Raw genomic sequence first — 6,055 nt, forward strand, 5'->3', positions numbered from 1 at the left:
ATCGTAAGACTAAAATTTTTTATGAGTTTACGGTGAATGGTGTGAAATACTCAGGAATATCCAGATACACTCTATTAAATCCACCATATCCCCAAAAGGGAGATTCTATTGATGTGTACTATAGTGAAGATGATCCTAATGTGAATCTGTGGAGTGGCGAATTTACTGAATAATTGAATTAAGGGTCAGGTGAATCTGAAGGTGCCACGACTAAATCATTTCAGAATTTGACGGCAGGTTCTTTACAAGAACATCTTGTAAAACTGTATACCGATAACTTAAAAATGTACAATGAAGTTATCAATGAAGCATGTAAATTGCTGAGTCAATATGGGTTTAATAGTGTCCCGAAGTATTGTAATGGAGGTAACCAAATATATTTTTAATAATGAGAAGCATATATTTATTTGTAATAATTGTATGTTGCGTTGCTGCATGTAGGGAAAATATCAAATGTAAAACTGATACTCTATGTGGTGGAAGTTTTAGATATTGGTACTCTTCAAGAGATCCTGGTCTCTATCACTACTTTGATATTAATGGTAGAAAGGAAATCTTTTATGTAAATAGGTTTGGCGTTTTTAGAGAGTTTAAAATGTCAGATGTTATAATTTCTACCATTTGGAAACCTTTAAATGACTCAACAATTCTATTGTCAGGAAGAGAACTTCCCATTAAATTCATTGATGATGAGACGATTATTTTTCGTGATGACACACTATGTCTTCTGAAGGATTACAAGTATATCCCCAAAGAGTATCAGAAAATATTAGGGGAGGATATTAAAACTGGTGGTTTGGGGAGATAGAATTGAATAAAAGGATCAAAGGGACGGAGAATCCTATCACTTTTTCTGCCCCTATTTCTTCAATAAAGGAATTGTTTATAAAATGAACACATTACCAATAAATAATGCTTTACAAAAGCTACAAGGCAACAGAATTAATTATTCAAGAGCAGGAGGTGGTGCGGGTAGTATTTTGCTTATAGAGACAGAGGGGAATAATTCTATCTGGATATGGTGCTATTGGGAAATTTTGCATTTTGGCAGTATAATAGCAACAGCAGATGATGAAACAACTGCTAATATAGGTAAAGTTGCTATTGCTGCCAAACAATTGGAGGGAAGAATAATAAATAGAATTGAATTAAATACTCATACCTACGATTTACATCTCTACATTGATAGTGAATATGAGTTGATTGTAAATAATGAGGCACAACCAGATGATGAACATTATCCCTTAAATAACTGGGAATTAATTGTATCAGAGGTTAAAAAACGCTATTTCGTGACATGCGATTTGACCGTGATACAAGAAAACACATAATGGCTGACAGAATTACAGGATCAAGGGACAGAGCCCTACTTCCGCTACAAGGCCCTATCGCCAAGAAATGGAGGGCAAGAAAAGAGGGGTGAGGGGTCGTAGGTGCCAGGGGACAGTACATGGCACCACCTCCCTCGCGGAAAGGAGATGCCACGTTTGGGAAATTGTCAATCAGGAACTAGAGTTTGAAACTTTCCCACCGGTCTGTCTGAACACCATCAACAGCAAGCACATTTCCACCACATATCAAAATTTTATTTAAAATAGTGCTTACTTTTTAGTTTGTTTGTGGGATTTTAGTTAAATTTGTAGCCAATTGCGGCACAATAGCTGAAAAATCAACTATCCGTATAAACAGTAAGTGAATAGTATAAAAACGAAAATAAACAGAAAACAGAGTTGATGGCTAAAATCATGGGACGATGAGCAAGAAATCAATACGCTTTTTTAACGACAGAGAGGTTCGAGCTGTCTGGGACGAGGACAACTCAAAGTGGTGGTTCTCGGCAACTGACATCGTGCGTGCCATCAATGATGAGGACGATTACAAGAAATGTCGAAACTACTGGAAATACCTTAAAGGCAAGATGGCTAAGGATGGTGTTGAACTGGTTAGTATCACTAACCACTTCAAATTCGAGGCTCCTGATGGCAAGCAGCGATTGGCAGACGCACTGGATAGTGAATGCGTACAGACATTGGCAAAAAATTACCCTAACAACCGTGCTAACGCATTTTTGGATTGGTTTACCTACAGCGATACTACTATCGATGGCCAAAGCCAGAAGAAGGCCTATACACTATTTGGTATGCCAGAGAATACTTTCGACGAAATCATCGATAAGTATGTTGAGATGAACGCTGCTCATCCGTTTATGGAGGGCAATGGTCGTTCAACGCGTATATGGCTCGACCTTATTCTGAAGAAACAATTGGGACTGTGCGTAGATTGGAGTAAGGTGGGTAAGAAAGAGTATCTGAATGCTATGATAGAAAGCCAGATGGATAGCACCCATGTCAAAAAGCTGCTCAAACAAGCACTTACAGATAAGATCAACGACCGTGAGACTTTCATGAAGGGTATTGATTATTCTTACTATTATGAACAGGAGGATTAAGTCTAGGGTGCCAGGGGACATGGTACTCCGATTTATCATGATGGGGGTAACTCAATAAGTTTTTAGCTATGAGAAGTAACTACATCTTAATGATGATTGTTCTTGCATTCTTTATGTCATGTGAGAATAAAGCTCCACATATAGAGGATGTTATATGTGGTGGTAATTTTAGGTATTGGTATAAACAAGGAGCTCCTAATCGATATCATTATTTTGATGTTAATGGAAGGAAGGAGAACTTTTGTATATCACGATCAGGGGAATTTATGGAGATTTTGATGCCTGATTTCGAAATGTCGACCACATGGAAACCCATAAATGATTCTACTATAATTATGTATTATGACATAGAATATCATGTAAAGATCATTAATAAAGAGACGATTGTTCTAAATGATGATACACTCCATGTGTTAAAAGATTATAAGTATATCCCTAAAGACTATCAGAAACTATTGGGAGATGATATAGTTACTGGTGGTTTTGGAAAACAGAATAGAATAATAAAATAATGACTATCTGCAAGGGGCTGTTTGGTGGTATTTATGAAACTGATATTATTTCTACCATTATTGCTATCTGGAGCAATGTCGGTCTATGGTCAGGTGAATTTATCTGGCATGGTGCCAGAATCGGCCGAATTTTGGCTGAGTTAACTCGATTGATGAAACGAGCGCGTTCATTTTATCGTTTGAATTAACTCACGGTTTTCAGGCACCTCCACGATAGGTTTACACTAACCACACGATACCTTAACACTAACCCCGCGATAGTATGATACTAAAGGGGCGTTAGTATCATACTAAAGGACAGTTAGTGTTATACTAAGGGGACAGTGAATCAAGAGTCGAAGAATCCGATTACTTTCTCCGTCCCCTTTGAACGTGGAAGTGTTAATCTTCTTTAAATGAGACGCATTTATTTGGCAGATTGAGAACTTGTGCGTACATTTGAACCCAAATTAATAACAATTTACTTAAAAGGCCCAACCGCCACAAACTCATGAATAGCAACCTCATTTTGAAGAATGGCAAGCCTGACCGTTATCTGTTTAATGGTGGTTACTGTAGCTATCCTGCCAACCCAGTGGCGTCCTCACAGCCAACGTTCCACTACTATACCCAGGACCATCTGGGTAATAATCGTACAGTGGTCAATGAGAACGGCACTCTGGAGCAGGTAACACATTATTATCCCTTTGGCGGTATCTTTGGCGATGCAACACTGAATGCAGGCATCCAGCCCTACAAGTATAACGGCAAGGAACTCGATCATGTGTATGGTTTGAACACCTACGACTATGGTGCCAGACAATATGACCCCATCCTGCTAAGATGGGATAGAATTGATCCGCTGTGTGAGAAGTTCTATAGTGTTAGTCCGTATGCATACTGTAACAATAATCCAGCTATTCATATTGATAAGGACGGGAAAGTCCCCTTGGTATTGATTGGAGCATTAGTTGGTGCTGCAATTGAAGGTGGTATTGCATATTCTGAAGGCAAATCTACACGCGAAATAAAAACGTTAAAAGAAGTGGAAAAATCAGAGATTAGTTTTACATTCAAAACTACAGACTATATTCAGCAACAAATAAATGCTAAAGCTGGTGATTGGATTACAAATGGAGTCTTTAATAAAAAATAATATTTTATGGATTCATATGTTTTAACTAAAAAAAATGAATATAAATTGGGATTCTACATTTCAATTTGCCTATTTGTATTCATAATTCCGTGTTTTATTTATATGCTATATATGAGTATTTATGGTAAACCTTTAATTGGCTTGTTGCTTATTACGCTATGTCCATTGTATAGTATATTTAGGTTTCTTACGTTTAAAGAAGATAATAATTATTACACTCTTTTGATAGATGATGAAGGACTATTAATTCGTCAGAGTGACACAAATGAGAAGCTAAAATGGAACCAAATAAAAAACATCAGTTTTCATTTAGGAAAATGGCGACTGGATGGATTGGTAATGGATGTATCTGTAATTGGAAAAAAGAGAATTACTTTCTCATTTTTCAATTACACACCAGGAGTAAGTATTAAAGAAATAAAAAAAGCAATTTTATTTTTTTCTAAAAACCCAGCTATAATAAAAAGGGAATCATAGAGGTGCCAGTCCCCTATATTCCGACATATTCGCCAGCCAAGTACTTTGTTAGTGATGGAAATTCTTCTAAAATAGTGACAAATGTATCTATTGATAAAAATAATGGTATTAAACGAGATGGCATAATATCTCCTTATAAATTCTGAATATGAAAGTATTATATTTTATGATTTTCCTTTCTTTAGTTGCATGCTCACGAAAAGAAAACAACTACTATAGTCGTTCTTTAGATCATATGAATGATTCTTTGCCGCTAACAGAGGATGTAGTCTGCCAAAGTATTATTTGGTTTAATGATTCTGCGTTAATGGAACGTTATCAAACATTTGACGAGTACACTATGTCTGGTAAAGGACGACCTGTTCACTCTCCCTTTTTATATGTAAAAAAACATAACGATTCTATATTAGTATTAAGTTCCAACAGAAAAGATTCTGTTCGTCTATATGTTAAACTGAATTACAATACTTGGTATAGCCACATGGAGTATGATATGTGGAAGAAGGAACATTATATACCATCAAAAGACAAACTGTCAAAGACAGCTAGGACTTATGATAGGTACTTCTATAATGATACAATTCTAGAAGTAAAAACCTGTTATATTACAGGTAAACAATACCATCAAATATACATTAAGACTAATTGTAATCTTTATATTATAAGAAACGTAGAGCATCTGAACTTTTCGGTTTTCTCTGATTTACGTAGAATGGTCAATAATTTGATATTGTCTAATGACAGACGTGTGAATAAATATGTATTAATAGAAAGGAATAAAAGATATACATATGAAGGAAGAAATAACAAAGATACTTATTCTTACGAAAGAAAAGCTTATGGCATTTGGGGAATTCAACCAGGAATAGAAGAAGCGAATTTATATGAAGGGGTGGATATACGAGAGTTTTCTGACAATTTGAATAGATATCAACATGACAACTCGGATATTATATATGAGGCTGCTGATGAGGTGCCAGTATTTCCGGGGGGAACTAGTAGATTCTATGAATTCATTAGAAACAACATAAGTGATTCTTTAAAACTTGACAAAAGGCCATATAGAGTGATACTCGAAGTTGTTATAGAGAAAGATGGTCGTATTATTAACGCAGAAGTTAAGAGTTCTATTGATTCTATACACGACAATGAAGCATTATACATAATAAAAAAAATGCCTAGATGGGTGCCAGCAAAACTTAATGGTAATTTTGTTCGTTATAAAATGCTTATACCAATATCTTACAAATAATTCATGGTTTATGTATTCATAAAGATATTACATGGCACCATGATAAAAAGTAAAGAATTATGATTAAGTTAGATTTTCTAAAATTTGCGTGGAGATATATTTTGGCAATAATAGTTGTCATCGTTTTGATTCGTATTCTGGTTTACCCAGAACGTACTAAAATTAACGAATATAGAGAGAGGTTAAGTATCAGTCATAGTGTAACTAAGGCATCTATTAATTCCATAACG

8 protein-coding genes and 1 pseudogene are annotated in these 6,055 nt (G+C 35.5%); all 9 read left to right on the top strand.

Annotated features, from left to right (window positions below):
- Positions 1–212: 212 nt before the first annotated feature.
- Positions 213–386, top strand: a pseudogene (locus T495_RS16315) (hypothetical protein); the annotation flags it as partial.
- Positions 387–388: 2 nt separating this feature from the next.
- Positions 389–808, top strand: coding sequence for a hypothetical protein (locus tag T495_RS0100860; RefSeq protein WP_033147279.1), 420 nt, complete (start codon positions 389–391; stop codon positions 806–808).
- Positions 809–890: 82 nt separating this feature from the next.
- Positions 891–1,331, top strand: coding sequence for a hypothetical protein (locus T495_RS0100865; protein WP_033147280.1), 441 nt, complete (start codon positions 891–893; stop codon positions 1,329–1,331).
- A 422-nt stretch (positions 1,332–1,753) separates the two neighbouring features.
- Positions 1,754–2,449, top strand: coding sequence for a Fic family protein (locus tag T495_RS0100870; protein WP_033147281.1), 696 nt, complete (start codon positions 1,754–1,756; stop codon positions 2,447–2,449).
- Positions 2,450–2,517: 68 nt separating this feature from the next.
- Positions 2,518–2,961, top strand: a complete 444-nt coding sequence (locus tag T495_RS0100875) for a hypothetical protein (protein ID WP_155993358.1) — start codon at positions 2,518–2,520, stop codon at positions 2,959–2,961.
- Positions 2,961–3,149 carry a hypothetical protein gene (locus T495_RS15705; protein ID WP_155993360.1) on the top strand — a complete coding sequence of 63 codons (189 nt, stop codon included), beginning with the start codon at positions 2,961–2,963 and terminating at the stop codon, positions 3,147–3,149. Before T495_RS0100875 ends, T495_RS15705 begins: the two co-directional genes overlap by 1 nt.
- A 302-nt stretch (positions 3,150–3,451) precedes the next feature.
- The gene (locus tag T495_RS14985; RefSeq protein ID WP_051651791.1) at positions 3,452–4,096 is read left to right on the top strand and encodes an RHS repeat domain-containing protein; all 645 of its coding nucleotides are present in this window, start codon (positions 3,452–3,454) and stop codon (positions 4,094–4,096) included.
- 111 nt (positions 4,097–4,207) lie between these two features.
- Positions 4,208–4,573 (top strand): hypothetical protein, encoded by a 366-nt coding sequence (locus T495_RS0100885; protein WP_155993362.1) that lies wholly within the window; start codon positions 4,208–4,210, stop codon positions 4,571–4,573.
- A 148-nt stretch (positions 4,574–4,721) separates the two neighbouring features.
- A complete protein-coding gene (locus T495_RS0100890) occupies positions 4,722–5,825 on the top strand; it encodes an energy transducer TonB (protein ID WP_081831954.1) in 1,104 nt (367 codons plus the stop codon).
- Positions 5,826–6,055 lie beyond the last annotated feature (230 nt).

The sequence above is a fragment of the Prevotella sp. P6B1 genome (assembly GCF_000702825.1).
Taxonomy (GTDB): domain Bacteria; phylum Bacteroidota; class Bacteroidia; order Bacteroidales; family Bacteroidaceae; genus Prevotella.

What these genes read in the sequence shown, in the direction of transcription:
- T495_RS0100860 (WP_033147279.1), top strand. Translation starts at nt 389, where the DNA reads ATGAGAAGCATATATTTATTTGTAATAATTGTATGTTGCGTTGCTGCA.
- T495_RS0100865 (WP_033147280.1), top strand. Translation starts at nt 891, where the DNA reads ATGAACACATTACCAATAAATAATGCTTTACAAAAGCTACAAGGCAAC.
- T495_RS0100870 (WP_033147281.1), top strand. Translation starts at nt 1,754, where the DNA reads ATGAGCAAGAAATCAATACGCTTTTTTAACGACAGAGAGGTTCGAGCT.
- T495_RS0100875 (WP_155993358.1), top strand. Translation starts at nt 2,518, where the DNA reads ATGAGAAGTAACTACATCTTAATGATGATTGTTCTTGCATTCTTTATG.
- T495_RS15705 (WP_155993360.1), top strand. Translation starts at nt 2,961, where the DNA reads ATGACTATCTGCAAGGGGCTGTTTGGTGGTATTTATGAAACTGATATT.
- T495_RS14985 (WP_051651791.1), top strand. Translation starts at nt 3,452, where the DNA reads ATGAATAGCAACCTCATTTTGAAGAATGGCAAGCCTGACCGTTATCTG.
- T495_RS0100885 (WP_155993362.1), top strand. Translation starts at nt 4,208, where the DNA reads ATGAGTATTTATGGTAAACCTTTAATTGGCTTGTTGCTTATTACGCTA.
- T495_RS0100890 (WP_081831954.1), top strand. Translation starts at nt 4,722, where the DNA reads ATGAAAGTATTATATTTTATGATTTTCCTTTCTTTAGTTGCATGCTCA.